General features: G+C 40.2%; 20 protein-coding genes. 6 read left to right on the forward strand and 14 right to left on the reverse strand.

Going from position 1 to position 22,370, the window contains the following annotated elements:
* The first annotated feature begins 123 nt into the window (after positions 1-123).
* Positions 124-2,655, forward strand: coding sequence for a gliding motility-associated C-terminal domain-containing protein (locus tag IPM48_06015; protein MBK9271132.1), 2,532 nt, complete (start codon positions 124-126; stop codon positions 2,653-2,655).
* A gap of 1,237 nt (positions 2,656-3,892) precedes the next feature.
* Here IPM48_06015 and IPM48_06020 read toward each other — a convergent pair.
* Together IPM48_06020 and IPM48_06025 are read right to left on the reverse strand one after the other, a co-directional pair.
* On the reverse strand, positions 3,893-4,486 hold the full coding sequence (locus tag IPM48_06020; GenBank protein MBK9271133.1) for a DUF4230 domain-containing protein: 594 nt from the start codon (positions 4,484-4,486) through the stop codon (positions 3,893-3,895).
* Entirely contained in the window at positions 4,483-5,295 is an 813-nt protein-coding gene (locus IPM48_06025) for a DUF3108 domain-containing protein (protein MBK9271134.1), read from the reverse strand. The genes IPM48_06020 and IPM48_06025 overlap by 4 nt, the downstream gene beginning before the upstream one ends.
* 217 nt (positions 5,296-5,512) lie before the next feature.
* Here IPM48_06025 and ruvC point away from each other — a divergent pair, with 217 nt between their 5' ends.
* Positions 5,513-6,076, forward strand: a complete 564-nt coding sequence (gene ruvC, locus IPM48_06030) for a crossover junction endodeoxyribonuclease RuvC (GenBank protein ID MBK9271135.1) — start codon at positions 5,513-5,515, stop codon at positions 6,074-6,076.
* 65 nt (positions 6,077-6,141) lie between these two features.
* Positions 6,142-6,693, forward strand: a complete 552-nt coding sequence (locus tag IPM48_06035) for a YceI family protein (GenBank protein ID MBK9271136.1) — start codon at positions 6,142-6,144, stop codon at positions 6,691-6,693.
* Here IPM48_06035 and IPM48_06040 read toward each other — a convergent pair.
* Positions 6,683-7,759: an anhydro-N-acetylmuramic acid kinase gene (locus tag IPM48_06040; GenBank protein MBK9271137.1), complete on the reverse strand. Its 1,077-nt coding sequence runs from the start codon at positions 7,757-7,759 to the stop codon at positions 6,683-6,685. The genes IPM48_06035 and IPM48_06040 overlap by 11 nt on opposite strands.
* Before the next feature lie 186 nt (positions 7,760-7,945).
* Here IPM48_06040 and IPM48_06045 point away from each other — a divergent pair, with 186 nt between their 5' ends.
* Together IPM48_06045 and IPM48_06050 are read left to right on the forward strand one after the other, a co-directional pair.
* Positions 7,946-8,509: a hypothetical protein gene (locus tag IPM48_06045; protein MBK9271138.1), complete on the forward strand. Its 564-nt coding sequence runs from the start codon at positions 7,946-7,948 to the stop codon at positions 8,507-8,509.
* A gap of 38 nt (positions 8,510-8,547) precedes the next feature.
* Positions 8,548-9,441, forward strand: coding sequence for a hypothetical protein (locus IPM48_06050; protein ID MBK9271139.1), 894 nt, complete (start codon positions 8,548-8,550; stop codon positions 9,439-9,441).
* 388 nt (positions 9,442-9,829) lie between these two features.
* On the opposite strand, the gene IPM48_06055 is transcribed toward IPM48_06050, so the two are convergent.
* The 9 genes from IPM48_06055 to IPM48_06095 form a co-directional block, all read right to left on the reverse strand.
* On the reverse strand, positions 9,830-11,035 hold the full coding sequence (locus tag IPM48_06055; GenBank protein MBK9271140.1) for an acetyl-CoA C-acyltransferase: 1,206 nt from the start codon (positions 11,033-11,035) through the stop codon (positions 9,830-9,832).
* Positions 11,032-11,454: a hotdog fold thioesterase gene (locus tag IPM48_06060; GenBank protein ID MBK9271141.1), complete on the reverse strand. Its 423-nt coding sequence runs from the start codon at positions 11,452-11,454 to the stop codon at positions 11,032-11,034. Before IPM48_06060 ends, IPM48_06055 begins: the two co-directional genes overlap by 4 nt.
* Positions 11,455-11,465: 11 nt before the next feature.
* The gene (locus IPM48_06065; protein MBK9271142.1) at positions 11,466-12,623 is read right to left on the reverse strand and encodes a 3-hydroxybutyryl-CoA dehydrogenase; all 1,158 of its coding nucleotides are present in this window, start codon (positions 12,621-12,623) and stop codon (positions 11,466-11,468) included.
* A gap of 1 nt (position 12,624) precedes the next feature.
* Positions 12,625-13,131 carry a phenylacetate-CoA oxygenase subunit PaaJ gene (paaJ, locus tag IPM48_06070; GenBank protein ID MBK9271143.1) on the reverse strand — a complete coding sequence of 169 codons (507 nt, stop codon included), beginning with the start codon at positions 13,129-13,131 and terminating at the stop codon, positions 12,625-12,627.
* Positions 13,132-13,151: 20 nt separating this feature from the next.
* Entirely contained in the window at positions 13,152-13,910 is a 759-nt protein-coding gene (paaC, locus tag IPM48_06075; protein MBK9271144.1) for a phenylacetate-CoA oxygenase subunit PaaC, read from the reverse strand.
* Positions 13,911-13,913: 3 nt separating this feature from the next.
* A complete protein-coding gene (paaB, locus tag IPM48_06080; GenBank protein MBK9271145.1) occupies positions 13,914-14,195 on the reverse strand; it encodes a 1,2-phenylacetyl-CoA epoxidase subunit B in 282 nt (93 codons plus the stop codon).
* A gap of 8 nt (positions 14,196-14,203) precedes the next feature.
* The gene (gene paaA / locus IPM48_06085; GenBank protein ID MBK9271146.1) at positions 14,204-15,139 is read right to left on the reverse strand and encodes a 1,2-phenylacetyl-CoA epoxidase subunit A; all 936 of its coding nucleotides are present in this window, start codon (positions 15,137-15,139) and stop codon (positions 14,204-14,206) included.
* Positions 15,140-15,175: 36 nt separating this feature from the next.
* Complete coding sequence (locus IPM48_06090; protein ID MBK9271147.1) at positions 15,176-16,231, reverse strand: 2Fe-2S iron-sulfur cluster binding domain-containing protein; 1,056 nt, start codon at positions 16,229-16,231, stop codon at positions 15,176-15,178.
* 308 nt (positions 16,232-16,539) lie between these two features.
* On the reverse strand, positions 16,540-16,896 hold the full coding sequence (locus tag IPM48_06095) for a carboxypeptidase-like regulatory domain-containing protein (GenBank protein ID MBK9271148.1): 357 nt from the start codon (positions 16,894-16,896) through the stop codon (positions 16,540-16,542).
* A 565-nt stretch (positions 16,897-17,461) separates the two neighbouring features.
* Here IPM48_06095 and IPM48_06100 point away from each other — a divergent pair.
* Positions 17,462-19,705, forward strand: a complete 2,244-nt coding sequence (locus IPM48_06100) for a sodium-translocating pyrophosphatase (GenBank protein MBK9271149.1) — start codon at positions 17,462-17,464, stop codon at positions 19,703-19,705.
* A gap of 112 nt (positions 19,706-19,817) precedes the next feature.
* On the opposite strand, the gene IPM48_06105 is transcribed toward IPM48_06100, so the two are convergent.
* On the reverse strand, positions 19,818-21,335 hold the full coding sequence (locus IPM48_06105; protein ID MBK9271150.1) for a GH3 auxin-responsive promoter family protein: 1,518 nt from the start codon (positions 21,333-21,335) through the stop codon (positions 19,818-19,820).
* A gap of 60 nt (positions 21,336-21,395) precedes the next feature.
* On the reverse strand, positions 21,396-22,283 hold the full coding sequence (locus IPM48_06110) for a lytic transglycosylase domain-containing protein (protein ID MBK9271151.1): 888 nt from the start codon (positions 22,281-22,283) through the stop codon (positions 21,396-21,398).
* Positions 22,284-22,370: the final 87 nt, after the last annotated feature.

The raw sequence follows: 22,370 nt of genomic DNA on the forward strand, positions 1-22,370 counted from the left end.
ACCAATTAATCAGGCTCAGCAGTACTTAATACGACTCTTATACTTATTTTAGCCTCTCATTTATCAAACAGAAAGACTCAGCCCATGATCAAAAATTTGCTACTTTTTATAATTATCAGCTTATTGACTCATACAATTGTCCAAACTCAGAATATCCAATTTCAAAAAACCTTTTTTATTGAAGATTATATTCCGGGTATAAAAAACATTCACACCAATTTCTATGACATCGAGGCTCTGTCAGACGGATCCTATGTCAGTCTTGGATTTATCACCGACACCTTCAATTTTTCGGAAGGCATCATCACCAAACACGATTGTCTGGGCAATCCGGTTTGGTCAAAAACCCTTGGTGCATCCGGATCTCCGACCAATACCAATTTTGGTTCGGTGGAATCGGATTCGGGAGACATCGTTTTTTCTTTTAATCTGGGTACCGGTTTTTTTAGAGGATCCATTCTTGCAGGAAGAATCACAGCGAAGGGGAATGTGCTTTGGATGAAAAGAATTGGCAATAATTCTGAGTTTGGAAGGGACATTGCGAAAACACAGGACGGTGGATTCGTGATTGCAGGAAGTACGGGTCAATACGGAACCGACCCCGCTGCTGCGGATATTTATTTGCTCAAGTTGGACGCACAAGGCAATGTACAATGGACCAAAAGTTTTGGAAATCCAGGCAGCACTTACGATGAAGCCTTCAGCATAAAAGTGGATTCGAAAGACAATATCGTGGTAGCCGGCAGATGCATTGATGAAAGTACATTCAAAGCCTTCATTCTGAAGACAGATCCCTCCGGAAATCCATTGGGATTTAAGACCTTTGGCTATGACAATCAGAGGACTTATTGTTTTGATCTTTTGGTGGATAATTCTGATCATTATTTGATCACAGGTTCTACCACCCTATTGGAAGACAATCATCAAAGTTCTGAATACGATGTATTTCTAATTAAAACCAACTCAGATCTGAATCCTGTTTTTATGAACATATATGAGGTAACCGTGGGCGAAGACAGAGGATCCATCGGAGAAGGATTGGCCTTGTTACCGGACGGATCATATGCCATAGGCGTGAGCACTTTTGCATTTACCACCCACGCTGCTTCAGGACCCAATGCACCCAATAAAAATGCACTTTATGTTATTTCAGAAACAGGCAATATCAACAGAGCTTTTATTTACAACATGAAGGGATCTCAGTATACCAGGGTGAGAACTTCCCCTCTTGGCGGAGTCATCCTTTCAGGTTTTAGCACTGCTTACGCAAACAATGTAAATTTTCAGGGTCTGCTCATCAAAACCAATGAAGAATTTTTATCAGGTTGTTTTGATATTGATGTAACCAGAGAATTGACCTTGCAAGCTTCCATTTGGACTGTAAGGGATTTTCAATACCAGAGTCGATCAGGCCAATTGGTCAACAATTATTCCAATTATAAAGACACCACCCTTCAATTCAACAGCTTATGTGAGACCACAATAGATTTAGCACCACAGATTACAGGTCCCAGACAGGCTTGTCAGGGTAAAGCCGTAGTATTCAGAGACCAATCGACGGGCGATCCTTCTGCAAGCCATTTTTGGATGGTAGATGGGCGTACTTTTGAAGGTGCCGGTGACAAGACATTCATTTTTGACTCTCCCGGAATCCACCAGGTAATCAGGGTAATGACTCTGGGTTGTATCAGTCAGGAATATGTACATCCCATCCAAGTTCTTCCATTTAAAGAAGGTATGGTTGAGGATGAAATATGCCTTGGGCAAGTGTATCATTTTAATGGGAAAGAAATTCGATTTCCAGGGATTTACAAAGATACGATCCCTCTTGGCGGAACAGATTGTGACTCTGTGGTAACCTTAATCCTTGGCTCAAATCCCTTTGAAGATATGGGGACCTTGTTTGACACCATTCAGTGCAATCAGACTAAAACCTTCTGGAATTTTAATTACAGCAGCGGCGGCACTTATATGCTTTCTTTAAAAAATGAAATGGGATGTGATTCTGTCATTGTCCGATTGCAGGTCTATGCTTTTGAAAATATTGTAAAAAATGAAATAAAATGTCATGGCGTTCCTTTTCAAGAAAGGGATACCGTATTTTCTGAACCCGGGACTTATGAGTATGTCATTAGAGGAAGCGATTGTGATCAGTTTGTGACTTTAAATTTTAGTTGGATCCAGCTGGATACGGTCACAAGAAAACTTGATATTTCCTGTAAGGAAGGAGAGTTTTTGGATGGAGTTTATTATAGTAAGGCCGGGTCTTATAGGATCTATAAGCTTGAAGGAAATTGTCCGGTTCAGGATTATAAAGTAGAGGTGGTGAACGAAAACTGTGAAGATTGTACCTTTATTCCCAATGTTTTTACCCCGAATGATCAAGACAATAGAAATAAAATTTTTCGACCTGTCATCCCACCGGAATGCGATGCTCAATTCTTGAATATCAATTTTGAAATTTACAATCGTTGGGGACATAAAGTATATTCCTCTTCCAATATTCAATCTTTAGGTTGGGATGGTCTGCAAGATGGTAATCCGGCACCAATGGATTCTTACATCTATTCTTTGAAATACGATCTTCATTTGGAAAAACTGAACAAAGATTTAAAAGGTATGGCCAAAAAAGGCGTGGTCAGCTTGATCAGATAATTTGGATGAACATCTTAGTGCGCGAATGTGGCATCTTTGGAGATAGGAAAGCACACAGATTTTACAGATTCGCACAAATAATCTTACTTCTATTAAACTCATCCGTGTACAACTGTGGCATCGGTGAGCAAGAAAAATTGCACCTGCATTATAACTGACAGATTGCCTACTTCTAAACTCATCCGTGTCCATCTGTGACATCTGTGAGCAAGAAAAATTGCACCTGCATATTAACAGACAGATTGCCTACATCTACATTCATCTGTGTCCATCTGTGACATCTGTGAGCAAGAAAAATTGCACCTGCATATTAACAGACAGATTGCCTACATCTACATACATCTGTGTCCAACTGTGACATCTGTGAGAAAGAAAAATTGCACCTGCATATTAACAGACAGATTGCCTACATCTACATTCATCTATGTCCATCTGTGACATCTGTGAGCAAGAAAAATTGCACCTGCATATTAACAGACAGATTGCCTACATCTACATACATCTGTGTCCATCTGTGACATCTGTGAGCAAGAAAAATTGCACCTGCATATTAACAGACAGATTGCCTACATCTACATACATCTGTGTCCATCTGTGACATCTGTGAGCAAGAAAAATTGCACCTGCATATTAACAGACAGATTGCCTACATCTACATTCATCTATGTCCATCTGTGACATCTGTGAGCAAGAAAAATTGCACCTGCATATTAACAGACAGATTGCTTACATCTACATTCATCTGTGTCCATCTGTGACATCGGTGAGCAAGAAAAATTGCACCTGCATATTAACAGACAGATTGCCTACATCTACATTCATCTGTGTCCATCTGTGACATCTGTGAGAAAGAAAAATTGCACCTGCATAAGTGGGCTTATGGAAATAAGACAAAATCATTCAAAAAAAAAAGTCACCCACCGAGCGGTGGGCGACTTTTCCTAATCCCTGTGGGAATCCTATCCCGATTTAAAACGAAGCCTTTTAATTTGATTATCTCATGTGATTGATATAACGCAACAATTCATTGGATAGATCCCTGCAATGTGTTAAAAAAAGTTTAAGGTTCAAGAGATGGACAAATTAGTTGAAGGATATTTTAACATAATTTCAAAATAATATATTGTAATTATGATAAAACAAAAACTAATAGTAAAACGAGCATGTATTTTTTCCAGGTAGGCAGAATAATATTTTGTAATATATATTGACAATTTTGGCCCAATTCAGCCCTTATTTACATTTTAATCTTTTCCGGAACTTGCTCTGAAGCTTGCATTTTATACCCGGACGCCTGCAACAATTGCTCAATATTCTTCAAAAGATCAGTTTTTCTCTCAGATGCTCTCGCCAGAAGGTCCGTTTTGTCCAATGACCTCAGGATGATGTCCCTGGCCTTTTCATTGAGTAAGCTCAATTCCTGAGCACTAAAACTGTTAAACGTACCTTGCTGAAGATCGTAATAATCGATTTTCTGATCGATGTAGAGGATTTTTGCTGGGCCTGGCATTTTGATCTGAACCAATTTGCTCTGTTCGTCTATGAGTATAGCACTGCTGTCTAAATCAAACCCTGCCGCTGCTTTCGCGCGAACTCTAAGGATAATGGATTTTCTGAATGGGCTGATGTCTAAGAAAGTATAGCTCTTTTGGGTAATAAGCTCACTGATTTCAGCCTCCACAGTAGCTATTTTTAAAACATCTTTAATGCTGTGCAGAATGGTCGTTGAATCTTGTGTCTTATGTTGCTGATCGCTGTGAAGATATTTGCCAAGCTGATAACCAATGAGCAAACAAATCATACAAAGCAGAGCACAAAGTAGATTCCTCACAAGCGTTGGATCTTACAATGAAAAGGATGCTTCAGATTTTCTTCTGATTGCAGGATTGCTTTGACCGAACCAACTGACAGTGGAGATTCAATCATAAGTGGTAGTTTGTTGTGGTCATCGCCAACATACACTTTCAGTTGAGTATTTTCCTTAAATACTTGCCCTTCCACAACACTGCCCTTACACTCCAGCACATTGAAGTGACCTTTTTCTTTTATGTGAAATTTTGGTCTTTCCTTCTCCAATTTTATTCCCAGATTGTAAATGCGATTGTCAAGAATCATATTAAAATCGATTCTTTTCGATTTTTTAAATTCATCCAGCTGGTGATTTCTTAGATGATATAGGGTGGTGACCATGTCAAAACAATCGCCTTCCATTGGTATCTCTTTGGGTTTTGCTTCTTTCATGCTTCGACCCGTATAGGATATCATTACCTTTCGAATGTAATCGTACTCCACTTTTTCGTAATGCACATAACTGCCTTGATGTACGTCCCTGATATACAGTTTGGGCAACAGGGTTTTTTTGTCAATGTAAGTGTGGTATTTGTCTCTCACTTTGTAAAACCATTCGTAAGAAGAATAGGTCCTTCCAGTTACTTCAATGTGATAAAGATCTCCTTCATCTTTTACCTCAAAAACAACTTCACCCGCAGACAACCAGACAAAATTCCAGTTGTAGTACAATTTGTAGTTGATCTTTTCTCCGGGAATAAAGGCTGGTTCCCGATCGTTGGCGAAGACATTTGAAGGATTGGCGAAAATAAGGCACACTAAAAATAAATAGGTCAAAACACCTTTTGTCATATTAGAACAACAATATTTAGGGACCATGGGTTCTTTGCGAAGTTTTATTGGTTTTTGTTTTGACAACGAATTGACTGAGAAGTTTATTTCCTTCTCAAATTTCCAGTTTTTTGTTTAATGGAATCCACAATTTACACTTAAGCTTTTATTTTTTCATATTAATTTAGTTTACAGACTCATACGATTGGTGAATTTTCCAATACCTTTGTATTCTGGTATGACTCATTTAAGAAAGGAAAGAATTTTAGGAATCGATCCCGGAACACAAATACTTGGATACGGGATCATCGAATACCATCCGAATGAAGTAAAGGTACTTGATTGCAGTGTCATCAAAATGAAAGACCTAGAAGACGATCAAACCAAACTCAAAGAAATCTTTCTTCAGGTGCAGGATATCATAGAGGCGCATCAAACGGGTATTCTTTCGATCGAATTGCCTTTTTATGGGAAGAATCCCCAATCCATGCTCAAGTTGGGCAGGGCACAGGGTGTTGCCATTGCAGCTGCCATCGTCATGGGGGTTGAGATCCATGAATTTTCTGCTAAAAAAATTAAAAAATCTGTCACTGGGAATGGCAATGCCAGCAAACAACAAGTCGCTGATATGATATCAAGGTTGTTGAATTATGAATTGGAATCAAAATATTTTGATGCCACCGATGCCCTTGCAGCAGCATACTGTTATACCTGTCAGCGCCAATTGGGATCAACTTCAAAAAGTTTTTCAGGATCTTGGAAGAGTTTTCTTGCCAAAAATCCTGACAGAATTCTTAAATGAATCCTAATTGTTTATAGTCAGGTAACAAATTTGGATAAACTGCGTTAGCAAATCAAAGAAACAAAATGCAAAAATTATTTTTTATTTGCCTGATTGGATTTTTTAGCCTCTCCCTTCAAGCGCAAAAATATTTTTCCAAAAATGCGAGCATCCGCTTCTATTCAGACACTCCGTTTGAAAAAATTGATGCCGTTAACAGCACTGCAAATACAGTTTTGGATATCAGCACCGGTCAAATTGAATTTGCTGTTTTGGTGAAGGGGTTTCAGTTTGAAAAAGCGCTGATGGAGGAGCATTTTAATGAGAATTATTTGGAAAGTACCAAATACCCCAAAAGTACCTTTAAAGGCATGATTGAAACTCCCACATCGGTCAATTGGTCAAAACCAGGAAGCTATAAAGTGAATGTAAAGGGGAAATTAAGCATCCACGGAGTGACAAAAGACGTTTCGATTCCCTCGATGTTTATTATTTCTGAAGATGGCATCACAGGCAAATCCAAATTTAAAGTAGTTCCTGGTGATTACGGGATTAAGATTCCCTCTGTTGTTAAAGACAAAATTGCACAGGAAATTGAGATCAGCGTAGAAGCCAAATATCAGGCCTTTAATCCATAGTCCAAATATCTCCTGCCGAATGATCATGTGTTGCTCCGGTAACTGAGGCTAGTACATTGATTTGATTTTCCATTCTCAGTTTGGCCAAAAGTGCAAATATCAGGGCCTCTTTGTAATTGATGAGCAATTTGTCCGGTAGTATCCATTCGATATTCGGGTAGGTTTTTTCCTTCAGCCTTGCTATTAGAAAATGATTGTAAGTACCTCCTCCTGTCACCAAAACTCGTTTGGGAATTGTACCGGAGTGAGTCAAGAGAAATTCAGAAATAACACACGAAATGTGTTCGGTTGCAGTTCTAAGCAGGTCATAGGTGGAATGGGCAGGATCTCTAATATCGTTGATAAAACTCTCCAGGAACCACTCGCGTCCTAAACTCTTTGGGCCAGAAAGCTTGTAATATGGAATCGATTGCCATTTCTCCAAAAGATTTGGGATAATTTGACCTTGTGCTGCCAAGCTACCTTCCGGATCATATTCCATTTCAAGTATAGCGGACAATTCATTTAACAATATATTGCAGGGACTCAAATCACAGGCCTTTCTGACTCCATTTTCAGAAAAGCTGATATTGGAAAAACCCCCCAGATTTAAACAAAAATCGTATTCTGAAAATAAGTATTCATCACCGATGGGTACCAATGGGGCACCTTGCCCACCCATGAGTACATCCTGGTATCTGAAATTATTGACAACGGGTATTCCTGTCATTTTACAAATGGTTTTACCATGGCCGATCTGTAAACTGATGCCAATCTGAGGTTTGTGTCTGACTGTGTGTCCATGGCTTCCGATCAAATCAGGTTTGAGCTTGTATTTATGGATAAATTCAATGACTGATTCCGCCAGGAAAGTACCATAATCTTGATCCATTGCCTCCATTTCTGCACCCTCCATTTGATTCGCTCTCGAAAGCAACTGTCTCCAATATGGCTTATAAATTAAAGTCTCAGCGCATAAAATATTGAATGACAATTTATTATTTTTTAATGGCGCAAACTGACATGCAACTATATCAAGACCATCCAGAGAACTGCCGGACATAAGACCAAGAAAAGTAGATAGCATCAATTGGTATTTTTACGGTTCTCGCCCATTAAAGTATCTTAGATTCCTGATAATGCTGATACTAAGCCATAAAGAAAACAAGTTTTACAACAAAATTGGATTTATTAACATTAGATTACTAGATGGTATATATTGTTGACATAGCTTTGTGTCGTTAATATTTCAGTAAAACAAAATAGTAAAAATATGATGAAAATGAATTCGTTGAATGGTTTGTTGACCTTGATGGTTGCAGGAATGTTGATGGTGTCATGCAGCTCTTCTAAAAAAGCCGCTGATGCGACGACCACTCCTTCAGAATCGGACATGGTAAAAACCATGGTGGCAGAAACAGATGCCAATGCTTCATTGATCGAAAAATCGGTCAACTTAAAGGGAACTGAGAAGGGAAGTGTCAGCTTTTACACCGATGAGAATGGCAATGTTAAAAAAATGGTGAAAAAATCCATGAGTTCTGTTGGTGAAAAAATGAGTTCGTATTATTTCAGTGGATCAGATTTGATCGCGAGCAGGCATTTGGACAAAAATACAGTCAAGGAAAAAGGAAAATTGCTCTTTACTTCTACCGAATATCTCTTCAAAAATGGCAAGGCGATTAGTTCACTGAGCAAAGTACTTAAGTTAAAACCGGCAGATGAGGCCATGCTTGTTGAAAAATTGGAGAAAGTAAAGTTTAAGTCCTTTGTACCAAATGCAAACATCCTCAGAGACGAATTGGCCATCATTAAAAAGCTTAAACAGCTGATGTAATCGGATATTAATTCACTAAATTTATAAATCAACTTATTATGAAAAATTTATTTTATTTTATGTTCTGTGGTCTCATCCTATTGGGAATGAGTTCTTGCGGAGATGATTTGGGTGACGATGCGACCACGGGTCCGGTGATTGATTTTACCTCAAATCCCGGAGCGGGATATGTAACCGGGAACACCAGCCTGGATGCGGGATCCACCATCAGGGTAAAAGTAAGCGGAACCAAAGGTTCCAGTCTCCTGAATACCCTCACCATAACTTCTCAAAAATCTGGGCAATCAGAAGTAAATATTGATATTTCAGATCTTGTTAAGGATGGTTCACCAGCCAGTGCGAATCCATTGTTGATTCTTGACGCATCAGAGCAAAATAGTTTTAACTATACCTTTGAATGGAAGCACACCACAGAAATGGTAGATGTGACTTATGCATTTTATCTGTCAGATAAAGCCGGAAGGCAAGATGTTCTGAGCTTCACCGTAAGTACCCGGGGTAGGGCTGTAAGAACAATTACAGACAGCATCTTAACAAATAGCGCTGGTCCGGTTGGTACAGGAGGAATCAATCTCTTGACCGGAGCTCAGACTGGTTCTGCAGATTCATTGGCTGTATTATCAGCCAACGGTAATTTCCCGAATTTAGACTGGAGCCAACAATTCAGAGCCACCAACCCTAACAACACCGTCATCAGAAGAGCTGCTTCAGGTCTTGATTTTGATGCATTGGCTACCACCATCGACATTGAAAATGCTTACAACAACGGTACAGTATTAACCGGTGATATCACTGGTCAATTAAATGCTGTTTATCTGGTCAATAAAAACAATTACATTTGGGCTGTCAAGATCACCAATATTGTATTAACACCACCATTGACCATGGGAGGTGACAATCTCGATCATTTCGTTCTAGATATAAAGCAATAATTGAGCTTCCTAAAAGTATCGATTCACCTTAGAAAATCCTCCCCAATCGGGGAGGATTTTTTTTTTGATTGAACCCTGAATTTGTATTAGAATTCAGGTACATAACTTATTGCCTTTTTTTACAGCTCCCTTCTCCTAATTTGTGCTCATTGAAATATGAATCAGAACTAAGTACATTTCTTTTTAGGCGTATTGCCCTTTTGGTTTTCTCCACGATTCCTAAAGACAATATTGGGTTTTATTTACAAGGGAAAAAATAAAGAAAATACATCCTGGAATGAACCAGCAAAAAGATAAAACGGATAACTGAATTTGGAGAAATTCAGAATCCTGTTTTTGTGAATAGGCAGGAAATATTTCACGGAGAGTTCTCCACATCCGAATAAAATTATACCCTTTCCAAAATCACTGCATATCCTTGACCTACACCAATACACATGGTGCACAAAGCGTATTGTCCATTCTGACAATGCAATTGTCTTGAGGCTGTTAAAATCAATCGGGCTCCGGTCATACCCAAAGGATGACCCAAAGCGATGGCACCTCCATTGGGATTAATTCTGGGGTCTTTGTCTTCCAGTCCAAAACTACGTGTACAGGCTAAAACCTGAGCGGCAAAGGCCTCGTTGATTTCAATCAGGTCCATGTCCTCCAATTTTAAACCAGCTCTGTGGAGCGCCAGTTTTGACGCTTCGACTGGTCCAATGCCCATAATGCGTGGTTCAACACCGGTAACAGCAGAAGCCACGATCCGCGTGAGAGGACTTAAGTCATATTGTTGGACCGCTGCCTCTGAGGCAATCAAAAGACAGGCAGATCCATCATTCAGTCCTGAAGAGTTTCCGGCAGTAACACTTCCTGCAGATTGAAAAGCTGGTTTGAGTGAGGAGAGTTTGCCAAGCTCCGTATTGGGTTTTGTAAATTCGTCATAAGCAAAGTGGATGGTTTCCTTTCCTTTTGAAATCTCCACAGGAAAAATCTCAGCTGCATAGTATCCTTGTTCTTCCGCGAGTTTGTATTTTTTTTGAGACCAAAACGCAAACAAATCCTGGTCTTCCCTTGAAATTTGATAATCTGCTGCGAGGTTTTCTGCGGTCTGTCCCATGCTGTCACAGCCAAATGTGGATCGCATTTTCGGATTGATAAATCTCCATCCAAATGAACTGTCATACATTTGGGCATCGCGACCAAATGCGGTGGAAGTTTTTGAAATGATCCATGGCCCGCGGGTCATACTTTCTACACCTCCTGCCAGAAAAATATCGCCTTCAGCTGCAGCGATGGCGCGGTAGGCGTGGACTACCGCAGACATGCCGGAAGCACATAATCTGTTGACCGTCTCTCCGGGTACCCTGTGTGGCAATCCCGCTAAAAGTAAGGCCATTCTTGCAACATTTCGATTGTCTTCTCCTGCCTGGTTTGCACAACCCAGGATCACATCATCGATTACTGCAGGGTCTATTTCCGGATGTCTTTTAACCAATTCGAAAATGGCTTTTGCAGCCAAGTCGTCTGTTCTTACAGTTGACAGACTTCCACCAAAACTTCCGATGGCAGTTCTTATTCCATCAATGACAAAACTTTGTCTTTTCATTCTACGATTATTTTATCGGTTCGGTAACAGCATCCTTTAAAAACCGCAACAATATCATTGTCCTGATTTTTTACGATCACCTGAAAAGTGCCAATTTTATTGGATTGGGTGATGAGGGCCGCCTCGGCAACCAAAACATCCCCTTTGCGAACAGCCTTGTTGTGAGAAATGGAGGTCTCAATGGAGACACTCAGTTTGTTGTAGCTGTTGCAGGCAAATGCAAAGGCACTATCGGCCAAAGAATAAGTTATTCCTCCATGTGCTACTTCAAATCCATTCAGCATTTCTTCTCTCACGGTCATTCTCAGGATGCAATGCCCTTCAGAGATTTCCAGTTTTTCAATTCCCAACCATTGACTGAAACCATCTTTGTTGTACATTTTATCCAGCACTTTATCGTGAATTCCAGGTTCGATCATCTTGCAGGTAGTTAAAAAAATTTTTGATTGGATGCAGCCATTTTTCTGAGTAGCAATGAGCATCGATAGCGGTCTTCCCGATACTGTTCAAATAGTGAATCCAGTTGATTAACCAAGGTGGAAATACCAAGATCATCTGCCCATTTGAGAAGTCCTTTCGGATAATTGACTCCCTTGGTCATAGCCAGATCGATGTCTTCCTTAGAAGCTATGTTGTAGTACAATGCTTCAGCCGCTTCGTTGATGAGCATGGCCAGAATTCTATTTAAAATCATTTGACCAATTTCTGCATTTTTAACGGGTTCTGGAGCAACAAAACCACCGGAATAATCATAAAATCCCCTTCCGCTTTTTCGTCCAAGAAAGCCGGCTTCCACCAATCTTTTTTGGGTAAATGAAGGTTTGTATCTCGCATCAAAATAAAATGCCTTAAATACAATTTCGGTCACCTGATAATTGACATCATGGCCAATAAAATCCATCAGGGTAAATGGACCCATTTTAAATCCTCCCATTTGCGTCATGGCCCAATCAATCGTGCTGATGTCGGCAATTCCTTCCTCCAGAATTCGAATGGCTTCTCCATAATAAGGTCTTGCAATTCGGTTGACAAGAAAACCAGGCGTGTCCTTTGCGGTGATGCCTAATTTTCCAAATTTCTGAACGATTGAAATTGTCCGCGAAATAGTTTGAGCTTCGGTTTGAAGGGCAGGAATAATTTCTACCAATGGCATCAGTGGGGCAGGATTAAAAAAATGAACACCAATGAATCTTCCAGGCAGTGAAACACTGGTGGCCAGTGAGGTAATGGAAATGGAAGATGTATTGGTCGCGATAATGCATTGATCAGATACAACTTTACTGATTTGATGGAAAAGCTCTTTCTTAATATCAGCATCTTCTCGCACCGCTTCGATGACGAGCTCAGCTTGAAAAATCTGGTCAAGTTGAGAACACCAATGGAATCTGGACAAAATATTTTGACCTTCTTCCGAAGTCATTTTTGATTTTAAAATTTGGGTTTCGAGAAATTTTTTCAGATCGGATTTGCAACGCTCCATCATCGGAGTGTGACTGTCAAATACCAGTACTTCGAAGCCAGACATGGCAGCCACTTGTGCTATTCCACTTCCCATGGTCCCCAATCCAATTACTGCTATCTTATGCATGTCAATGGCATTTAAAATAATCAAAGGGTTCTAAACAATCATTGCATTTATAAAATGCCTTACAAGCAGTGGAACCAAATTCTGAAACACATACGGTAGATTTGGACCCACAACGCGGGCAACACACCATTTTAGAATCATCCATCATGCCTTTGATTCTTTTCATGTTGACGGGTGGGGCAATCCCATAGGACCGCAATTTTTCTTTTCCTTCCTCTGTCATCCAATCTGTGGTCCAGGGTGGATGAATAACTGTATTTATTTTGATTGGGGATAATCCCGCTTCCTCCAATGCAAGACGTACAGACATTTCGATGACCCTCATTGCTGGACATCCGGAATAAGTAGGGCTGATATCCAATTCCAAAATTCCTGCATTTTCAGAAACAGATCGTATGATCCCCAAATCCAGCACGGATAATACCGGAATTTCAGGATCAAATACATTTTGTAAGACCAGATAGGCCTTTTCTATTCGAGGAGAGATGCTGCTTGCTTCTGTCATCATGATTGACTTTGATGACAAAATTACCATTCCAAACCTGGATAAGCCCGCTGCATGTACTGCATTTCCGCCAGCAGAAAACCAAAGTGTTCAGTGTGATATCCTTTTTTTCCTCCGGCTTGTTGCCATGGGTTGGAAGGAATGTTTAAGCGAGCCTCAGCAAAGGTGGAAGAATTTCTTTGTTGTCTTGAGGACTTTATAATGTCATAATCCGGAGCAATATTTTGATGCATCATGGTTCTTTCAGCATCTGATGGTTCTGTGATTTCAGCTTGAAATTCCCAAAGGCGGTCCAAAGCGGTTTGAATCTTTTGTTGACTTAGTTCCGTTCCATCACCAAGGCGAATGACCCAATCCCTGCTCCACTTGTAATGATATTGGGTTTCTTTTAATGATTTGTCAGCAATGTGTGCCAATTGGGTATCTGCAGAGCGATTCATTTTTTCAAAAAATTCAATATAAAACGAGTCAATCAAGAACTGTCTCATCACTGTAAATGCAAAGTCTGTATTGGGATATTCCGCGAGCAGCACATTTTTATATTCCATTTCATCCCGCATAAATGCAAACACATCTTCTGACCTGTGTGCTGAATCCAACTCAGATGCGTATTGATACAACAATCTGGCACGACCGATATGATCCAGAGCGATATTGGTCATTGCCATGTCTTGCTCTAAAACAGGACCATGGCCACACCATTCACTCAGTCTTTGAGATAAGATCAAAGAATTATCAGCGTGAATCAGGATGAAGTCCAAAAGTGGATTGCCATTGCTCATGAATTACATGTGTTTTAATTCCTCAGGAAGATCATAAAAAGTAGGATGCCTATAAATTTTATCCATGGCGGGTTCGAACATTGCTTCCGCTTCTCCGGGATCAGATGCGACGATGTTTTTGGATTCTACTACCCAAATGCTTATTCCTTCCATTCTTCGGGTATAAACATCCCTTGCATTTTCAATGGCCATTTGCGCGTCAGCTGCATGAAGGCTGCCTACATGCCGATGGTCCAATCCATTTTTACTGCGAATAAAAATTTCAAATAAAGGCCAGTTTTTCATTTTGACGATTATGCGGTTTTTCGATTTCTTTTTTCAGCATGAACCATGGCGGCCTCTCTTACCCACGCTCCTTCAAGGTGTGCATTCAATCGATCAGCCAATCTCTCCTTGTTGCAAGGGCCATTTCCTCTGAGCACATTGTTAAATTCAACCCAGTCAATTTCTCCAAAATCATAATGACCCCGCTCGGAATTCCAAACCAATTTGTCATCCGGTAGCTTCATCCCCAATATATCACATTGCGGCACCGTCATATCCACAAATCGTTGTCTGAGTTCGTCGTTGCTTACTCTTTTGATTTTCCATTTTAATGATTGTGCAGAATGCGTAGAATTGGCATCAGAAGGTCCAAACATCATGAGAGAAGGCCACCACCAGCGATTGATGGCATCCTGACACATTCTTTTTTGAGCATCGTTGCCTTTGCTCAGGGTCAAGAGAATATCATAGCCCTGCCTTTGGTGAAAACTCTCTTCTTTACAAATTCTTACCATTGCCCGGGCATAAGGTCCATAGGAAGTTCTGCAAAGAGCTACCTGATTCATAATGGCCGCTCCGTCCACCAGCCAGCCAATGGCGCCCATATCTGCCCAAGTCAGGGCAGGATAATTAAAAATACTGGAGTATTTGGCTCTGCCGGCGTTTAGATCTTCAATCAGATCGTTTCGTTCGACGCCCAGAGTTTCTGCAGCGCTGTAAAGGTAAAGTCCATGTCCGGCTTCGTCCTGAATTTTGGCCAATAAAATGGCTTTCCTTTTGAGATTGGGCGCTCTGGTTACCCAATTTCCTTCAGGCAACATACCTACCACTTCTGAATGAGCGTGTTGCGAAATTTGACGGATCAGGGTTTTTCTATAATCCGCAGGCATCCAATCCTTGGCTTCAATTTTTTCTTCCGCATCAATTTTTTCTTGAAATTTTTGCTCTAATTGTTCTATGGTCATGATCCAAGTTTATGTAAATTCAACAAAAGAATGGGCTTATTGATCAAAATCCACCTGAATGGCATCGGTTTTTGGAATGGCCTGGCAGGTGAGAATGTATCCATTTTCAATTTCATCTGGTTCTAATCCATAATTTCTCAACAATTGTACCTCACCTTTAATTAGTTTGGCCTTGCAGGTACAGCAAACACCTCCCTTGCAGGCGTAAGGCAGACGTGCGTTGTTTTTGAGCGCGGCATCCAGGATATTGTCAATGCCCTTGCTCATGTCAAAGTGGATGGTTCTGCCATCTGCCTTGAGTCGGACCTGAACTCTTTCTCCCGCACCTTTTATTGCTTCGACCTTGGGTGCAGGCAATCCAAAAGTACCAAATAATTCAAATTTGATTTTGGATTCTTCAAAACCCTGTGAAATAAGTGCATCCCGGGTATCGAAAATCATTTGTTCGGGACCGCAAATAAAAACTTCGTCGATGGAATCCGGTGAATAGATTTTTCCATTGAACTCACTCAATTTGTCAGACGAAATTCTTCCGTGAAATAATTCTTCTTCCATGATTTCCTGGCTTAACACAAAATACAAAGCCAGTCTGTCTATGTATTGGTTTTTAAGGGATTGAAGTTGTTCTAGAAAAATAATCTGATCCGTTGATTTGCTGCCATAAATTAAACGCACGCTGGATGCAGATGACAAAAGTATGCTCTTAATCAAAGAAAGACAGGGTGTAATTCCACTGCCCGCGGCAATAAAGAGGTAATTGATATTTTGGGATACATCGGTGGTAAATTTGCCATTGGGAGGCATTAGTTCTATAATCTCACCAGCGCACAAATCATTGTTTGCATAGCTTGAAAACGCTCCTCCAGGGAGCAACTTGATGGCAACCCTCCATTCTGAATCCATTGGGCTTGAACAAAGAGAGTAGGATCTGTGAATTTCCTGACCATGTAAGTTTTTAATCAGGTTGATGTACTGCCCTGGTTTGTAGGCAAAAATTTCTTTGAGTTCATTGGGGATATCAAATGCAACTGAGACACAGTCAGGTGTTTCCCTCCTCACTTCTTTGACAATGACAGAATAACTGTGCTGCATGGATTATGATACTTAGGCTGGCAAATATAGAATTAATCTACTAATCAATTTTTCAGGAAAAGAAACTGCCCGTAATGAGCAGATCAACAGGATTTTTAAAAGGGTGAATAGGTTTATTTACCAGATCTAAACCGTTGATTATTAATAAAATTAAATGATAAACCTGACATGAATGATTTTGATCAGTTTTAAGAAGGTTAGGATCGGAAAATCAAAAAGCGGGCTTGGCGCCAACAGCAGGGTCATCTAAAAAAAATACCCGTGCCACAAGGCAACGGGTACTTTTTCATTCTAACCACAAATTTCTATCAATAACCTGAACTCTGGTGTTTAACTCCCTTTGGTTCAAGGCCAATATAGTATTCAACATCTTCCACCCTGTTGACCTGGACAAGTGTTTTTTCTTCATAACCTGTCATAGAAACAATCAGATTGAAAGGAGTTTTGGAAATTCCGGAAAGTAGAAAATAACCGGACTCATCGGTCAATGTTACCCATTCACCTGTGAGAGCCTGAATTTTGATTTCAGCCCCGTTGATAGGTTGAGAGGTTTTCAAATCATAAATGACTCCCCTGAAAATTTCAGGTTTGGAGGCATCGCTCAATTGAGCATTGACCAATACACTCATCATTAAAAGGCTCGCAAAAATCATCAGCTTCTTCATAAGACACCAAATTTTATATTGTAATAATCGATTTTAATTCTATAATAAAGACAAATCTATTGTAAAAACGTTGCAAAGTTGTCATTTATTTTGTACTATAGACAAGAAGAACCGACGAAAGGTTTATTTTTTTAGACCAATTTGCGATTTTTAAAGATCCATTAACAGAGCTTAAGATTTCTATAAGGTCATGATAGTGATTTTTTATTACATTATTAATATATGTAATATGTTTTTAATTTAGGATATTTCCATCTTAGTTCTTTGGTCTTTTCTGCCTTTTTTGACCCGATATTTTGGTCAAATGATCGTTTTGACAACTTTAATATGACACAGTTTGGTCCGTTCCAACATCTTCTATGGGCAATTCTGAAAGATTCATTTGTAAATGGATCTATGGTCTGTTAATGCTGGGTTAAACCACTATTCAGCTTCCTAAATAGAAGTTTTGGAATCCTTTTCGGAGAATTTTCAGACACCTTCTTGCTTGCTTTGAAGCGGCTCAATCCCTGCCAATCATTTGTCAATAATTGCTTTATCTTTGCCGCTCGAAAAAAGAAAATACATGGAAAATTTAATTTATCTAATCCCTTTATTTGGTTTAATTGGTCTTTTGTATATGGCTTATTTATACACCTGGGTTTCCAAACAGGATGCAGGAGATTCTAAAATGAAAGGTATATCCGATCATATTGCGGAAGGAGCCATGGCTTTTCTCAAAGCAGAGTATCGTGTATTGGCCATTTTCGTTGTTGTAGCCGGTATTCTGTTGGGAGTTTTGAGCAATATTGTGGATACAACCCATTGGTTTATAGTTATTGCATTCATTTTAGGCGCTATTTTTTCCGTCTTGGCGGGCTTCATCGGCATGAAGATTGCCACCAAAGCAAATGTGAGAACCACCCAGGCTGCCAGAAGTAGTTTGAAAAAGGCCCTCGAAGTATCTTTTAAAGGTGGAACTGTAATGGGTCTTGGTGTGGCCGGACTTGCTGTAATGGGTTTGAGCGGATTGTTTGCTTTCTTTTTTATGTATTATATGGATGGAACATGGGCCACAGCTTCTATTAAAGGAGTTAGTCGGAATCCTGTTGAAGCCATGAGCATTATCCTGGAAGTTCTGGCCGGATTTTCATTGGGTGCAGAATCCATTGCACTTTTTGCGAGGGTGGGCGGTGGTATTTATACCAAAGCAGCTGATGTTGGTGCAGACCTGGTTGGAAAAGTAGAGGCTGGCATTCCTGAGGATGATCCACGCAATCCAGCTACCATTGCTGATAATGTTGGAGACAACGTCGGTGATGTGGCGGGAATGGGTGCTGATCTTTTTGGTTCATATGTAGCAACGGTACTGGCTTCCATGGTTCTGGGCAATTATGTGATTCGCGACATGGGTGGTGATATCAGTGCTACGGATGCATTTGGAGGACTCGGCCCGATTTTATTGCCTGTTGTATTGGCGGGTGTGGGTATCTTGTTTTCGATTGCAGGATCATTTTTTGTCAGAATAAACAATGAGAAGGCCAAGGAAAGCGAGGTACAGTCCTCTTTGAATATTGGAAACTGGAGTTCCATCGTATTAACAGCAATAGCTTCTTATGTGCTCATTCACTGGATGTTGCCCACTCAGATGCAGATGAACTTTTTTGGGCAAGGTTTGGTAAACGTGGGTCCAAATGATGTGTTTTATGCAGTTTTGATTGGATTATTTGTAGGTGGAGCGATCTCCTGGTTGACAGAGTTGTTCACCGGATTGGGCAAAGGCCCTGTATTGGATATTGTCAAAAAATCAGGTACCGGTGCAGCAACAAACATCATCGGAGGTTTGAGTTCGGGTATGCTGAGTACTGCAGGACCTGTGTTGTTGTTTGCAGGTGCAATCTGGGGGGCCTATCATTTGGCTGGATTTTATGGGGTGGCCATTGCAGCATCTGCGATGATGGCGACGACAGCCATGCAATTGGCCATCGATGCCTTCGGCCCAATCGCTGACAATGCAGGAGGTATCGCAGAAATGAGTGAATTGCCCAAAGAAGTCCGGGTCAAAACTGATATTTTGGACTCGGTGGGAAATACGACGGCGGCGATCGGAAAAGGTTTTGCCATTGCTTCTGCTGCATTAACAGCTCTAGGTTTGTTTGCTGCATACGTAACTTTTACTGGAATTGATGGCATCAATATATTTAAAGCAGATGTTTTGGCTGCATTGTTTGTTGGAGGAATGATTCCGGTGGTTTTTTCGGCACTGGCCATGCGTTCGGTGGGAAAAGCCGCCATGGAAATGGTGAATGAAGTGAGAAGACAATTCAGAGAAATACCTGGAATTCTGGAAGGAACAGGAAAGCCGGAATATGGCAAATGCGTTGAGATTTCTACCCGTGCCGCATTGAAAGAAATGATGCTCCCGGGTTTGATTACCATTATTTCACCAGTTATCATTGGTTTTGTAATGGGTCCTGAGGCTTTGGGTTCCTATATGGCAGGAGTTTGTGTAAGTGGGGTTTTGTGGGCTATTTTTCAAAACAATGCAGGTGGTGCCTGGGACAATGCCAAAAAATCATTTGAAGCAGGAGTTGTCATTGACGGCCAGACTTTTTACAAAGGTTCCGAACCACACAAAGCTGCAGTGATTGGTGACACCGTGGGTGACCCTTTTAAAGACACATCAGGGCCATCCATGAATATATTGATTAAGCTTACCTGCCTTGTTGGATTGACCATAGCGCCTATTCTTGGTGAAATGTATGGAGCAGGACACAGCAATGTGGACCACAAGGAAAAAACTGAAATTTGTTTGATCAATAAGAAATAAGTAATAGGTAAGCAAAAACACCAATCCAGTTTTTTGTATTTGCCAAATCAATCATAGACTTAGTCTTTGTTTACTTATTACTTCTTTGTAAGGTAAATCCAAAAGAAATCAATCAAACCTGTTGGATGATTTCATCTACATATTGGCGGGTGTTTGACAACCTGGGAACTTTTTGTTGAGCGTTCACTTTGTTTTTAAATTTCAGCCACTTCATAAAGGTTCCTGATGGAACCACAGTGAGTTTTAAGCTTTCCAAAGCGAGATCACGATACCTCTTTGCTTCGTAATCAGAGTTCAATTTTTGAAGACATTGGTCCAAGTCCCGTGCAAATAAATCATGGTTTTCAGGCGACTGATCAAACTCGATGACCCATTCGTGACCACCTTTGGAGGATTTGTCCAAAAATATCGGAGCCACTGAGTATTCCTTTACGGTTGCATTCCATTTTTTGCAGGTCTCTGCCAGGGCCTGATCGGTATTGGAGACCATGACCTCTTCTCCAAAAACATTGATAAATTGCTTTATTCGACCTGTAATTACAATTTTGTGTGGACGGAGTGAGGTGAACATCACAGTATCTCCAATTTTATATCGATAGAGTCCTGAGTTGGTGGTAATAATCAATCCATAACTCTTTCCCAACTCCACATCAGATAAGCCAATGGTATTTGGAGAGCTTGACTCCCATTCGCTCATTGGAAGAAACTCATAGTACACTCCATTGTCCAGAAGCAACAACATATCTTGGTGGTCAAGGGTATATTGTACTCCAAAATATCCTTCAGAGGCATTGTAGGTTTCAAAATATTTGGTGTCGGGCGAGGGAAAATATTTTTGAAATGGTTTTCGATAGGGCACAAAACTTACCGCCCCATGTACAAATAATTGAAAATTGGGCCACACATCATTTAAATTTGATTTACCGGTGATGTCCAAAATTTTATTGAATAATACCATGGCCCAGGTGGGGGTTCCTGCCACCATTCTGATGTCTTGATGGCAACATATTTCTGCAATCCGATCCAGTTTTTGTTCAAAATTTTCCATCAGATTGATATCCAAACCGGGGCTGATGCGATTAAGGGCTAGCGGAGAAAGGCCAGACATGATTACAGCAGAAACATCACCTACAATGCTTCCGGGAAATTCCGGCAAATCATTTCTTTTACTGCCGGCCAATAAAATGCTTTTACCGGCAACAATCGAAGGTTTGTTCAAATTAGAATAAATTCTGGACAACAATCTAAAACCTCCTTTGGTATGACAGTATTTGTGATTGTCATCGGTGACCGGTATAAATTTACTTTTATCAGAAGTAGTGCCCGATGATTTTGCATATTTATAGACCCTACCTGGCCAAAGTATGTCTCTTTGACCTTTCATCATTCTGAAAATATCTTCCTTAATATCATCATACTCAAACACAGGAAGATGATGTGCCAGCAATTTGCCGTTATTGATTTTCGAAAATTGATACCGCTTTCCCCATTCGGTATGAGCAGCCTTGTTTAATATTTTGGACAATTCCCTGGATTGGGTGCCATGCGGGTCTGAGATAAACGCATTGATTTGATTTTCATGGACTTTTAGCGCAGACCTCCAAATCAAATTGATCAGATTGTTTATCATGTTAGTTTTCTGAAGCCTCAAAAATAGATAAAATCTACCATCTGGTTGATTTCCATCCCATTATTTTGGAATTAGAATTTCGTAGCTTTTTTTGTTTTTGTTGGGAAGGTTGGCTTTCATCAGCCAGGGGTTGTATAGTTTTAATTGGCGATATGTGATTTGATGCTGATGGGCAAAATCAGCAAGATTGTCAATGGAAGTATCCACAACAATTTTATCACTTACTTCCAAAGGTGAGTAGTAATCTTCTGGATCGAGATAGTATCCGTATTTTTCAGGTTGGCTAATAATTTCTCTGAACGCAATGATTCTAAAAAGGTAACGATTGGTTTCTTCACCCAAATTCATATCAAAAAAACGATTTTCCTTTTGCTCCTCAATGCTCCTTTGAAGAGCAGTAGGCCCCATGTTGTAGGCAGCAGCAGCCAAGGTCCAAGATCCAAATTTCTCTTTGAGTTTTTTTAGATAGATTGCAGCAGCTCGGGTGGACTTCTCGAAGTGATTTCTCTCATCTACATATTCGTTGACCTCTAAATTAAATTCAGTAGCAGCGGCTTCTCTAAATTGCCATATTCCGCGGGCTCCTGCCGGAGAAGTACTGTATCTGAAAGAACTTTCTGCAATGGCGAGGTACTTAAAATCTTCTGGCACTCCTTCTTCTTTTAATATTTTCTCGATGATTGGAAAATATCTTGTTGACAACTTCAAATGAAGAATCATTGAAGAGTGCTGATAACTGTTGAGCAAAAGTTCGCGTTCCATTCTTTCCTTTATATCAGCCTGATGGGTGGGAATTGCCTCCCCTGCAAAATGAATGTTTTTTACAATTTTGATGGGGTGAATTTTCTGTGGCAGTGGATCAAATATCGAATCAAAAGGAACCACATAGGCAAAAAACAAAAGTGTAGAGAGCCCAAGTATGAAAATTAATAATGGTTTTTGCTTCATGCTAAATTTATTTTTTTATATTACAATGTCAAGCTTTTCCGACATCAATAAACAAAGAAGACAAATTGAAACAGTATAGGTTGAAGT

It is taken from the genome of Saprospiraceae bacterium (genome assembly GCA_016715965.1).
Lineage (GTDB): Bacteria > Bacteroidota > Bacteroidia > Chitinophagales > Saprospiraceae > Vicinibacter.